1 protein-coding gene is annotated in these 2,467 nt (G+C 30.8%); it reads left to right on the top strand.

Annotated elements, in window-relative coordinates:
• Positions 1–322 precede the first annotated feature (322 nt).
• Entirely contained in the window at positions 323–2,401 is a 2,079-nt protein-coding gene (gene fusA, locus B3603_RS19525; RefSeq protein WP_291568056.1) for an elongation factor G, read from the top strand.
• The last annotated feature ends 66 nt before the right edge of the window (positions 2,402–2,467 follow it).

Below are 2,467 nucleotides of genomic sequence, written 5' to 3' on the forward strand. Positions count from 1 at the left end.
ATCCTCTTCGCGGAGCCATTTTATTTTTTTGTATAAATTACAGCTCAAAAGAGCTGTTTTTTTATTTTTAAGAATAACTAGACTGAATCTTAAATATACTTTTTTATGTGAGTAATTAATTAATAACACTTTTATTAAAGTTATTAACAATTTGTTGATAATTTGAAAATTGAATCTGATTAATTTTATATATTTTTCCTCAAAAATGTAAATATATTTTAAATATTTGGAATATTATAAAAAATTAGAGGGAAAATCGCCAAAATATAGAATATATAAATTATATTGGATAATCTGAAAGAGAAAATGGGAGGTATAGCACATGAAAGAGTATAAAATTAATAATCTTAGAAATGTTGGAATTATAGGGCATAGTGGCTCTGGAAAAACAAGTTTAATGGAAGCAATATTATATTATACTGGTGCAGCAGATAGGCTCGGCAAGGTTGAAGATGGAACTACAATTAGTGATTATGATGCTGAAGAGAAAAAAAGAAAAGTATCAATATCAACTTCAGTAGCACTTTGTAAATGGAAACAGGTAAAAATAAATTTAGTAGATACTCCAGGATATTTTGATTTCGTTGGAGAAATGATAGAAGGTTTAAACGCAGTAGATATGGCTATGATAGCTGTATGTGGAGTATCAGGCATTGAAGTCGGAACAGAAAAAGCTTGGGATTATGCTGAAAAGCAGAGATTACCTAGAGCCTTTTTTATAAATAAATTAGATAGAGAAAATAGTAATTTTGAAAAAGTTTTAGACCAATTAAAAAATAAATTTGGTATGTCAGTTGTACCTATCCAATACCCTATAGGCTCTGAAAATAACTTTAGAGGTGTTATTAATGTTATTTCAAAAAGAGCAAGATTATTCAATTCTAAAACTCAAAAAATGGAAGATGCTGAAATACCTGTAGAGTTAATAGAAAAAATTGATGAATGTAGGCAAATGGTTATGGAAGCCGTTGCAGAAATTGATGAAGTTTTATTAGATAAATACTTTAATGATGGACATTTAAGTGAGGAAGAAATTTACAATGGGTTAATAAAAGGAGCTTCAATGGGAGAAATAGCTCCAATAATGTGTGGTTCTGCACTAAATTGCATAGGTATAGACACATTGCTTGAAGATATAGTAGAGTGTTTTCCATCTCCAATTTATACCACTCTATACATGGCAAAAGATTTAAAGAATAATAGTTATACAAATATTAAAATAGATGAAGAGGAGCCGCTTTCAGCATTAGTATTTAAAACTATTGCAGATCCTTTTGTAGGTAAGCTTTCAATGTTTAGAGTAATTACAGGAAGTGCTAAATCTGATACTGTTGTTTATAATTCTAATAAAGAAAAAGATGAGAAGATTGGAACCTTATATTTTTTAAAAGGAAAACAACAATATGCTACTACGGAGGTTAAAGCAGGAGATATAGGTGCTGTTGCTAAACTCAATTATACTAATACTGGAGATACTCTTTGCTCGCAAGAAAGACCTATAATTTTTGATTCTATAGAGTTCCCAATTCCTATGTATTCAAGAGCTATAGCTACTAAGGCTAAAGGTGATGAAGATAAAATATCTAATGGATTATCAAAGCTACTAGAAGAAGATTCGACTTTTTCTATATCCAGAGATGTTGAAAATGCTGAAACTATAATATCAGGATTAGGTACAACCCATTTAGATGTTATAGTAAGTAAATTAAAATCAAAATTTGGTGTTGATGTTTCGCTTGAAATACCTAAAATACCTTATAGAGAGACTATCAAAAAGTTCTCTGATGCACAAGGTAAGCATAAAAAACAATCTGGAGGACACGGCCAATATGGTGATGTTAAGATTAAATTTGAACCTAGAACTGATGGAGAGGAAGAATTAGAATTTGTTGATGCAGTAGTAGGTGGAGTTGTTCCAAGACAGTATATTCCAGCCGTTGAAAAAGGATTAAGAGATTGCATTCAACATGGAGTTTTAGTAGGATATCCTGTTATTAGATTAAGAGCTACTCTTCACGATGGTTCTTTCCATCCTGTGGATTCTTCAGAGATGGCATTTAAGATTGCAGCATCTTTAGCTTTTAAAAAGGGATTACAAGAAGCTCAACCTGTATTACTAGAACCGGTTATGCATATAGAAATTATGATTCCAGATGACTATATGGGAGATGTAATTGCTGACATCAATAAGAAAAGAGGAAGAATTCTTGGAATGGAACCTTTTGAAAAGGGGCAAAAAATTGTAGGAGAAGTTCCACAGGCTGAACTTTATAATTATGCTAATGATTTAAGATCTTTGACAGGTGCACGAGGAAGTTTTAGAAGTAGATTTGAAAGATATGAAGAAGTTCCTAGTGATATAGTTAATAAAATAATTTCAGAAATAAAGAAAGATGCTTAATTAAAATACAAAGAGACTATTCTTAAAAGTAGTCTCTTTTATTTGTGCGCCCAGCATGGGCGCTTA

The organism is Clostridium sp. UBA2485 (assembly GCF_002341865.1).
GTDB lineage: Bacteria > Bacillota > Clostridia > Clostridiales > Clostridiaceae > Clostridium_J.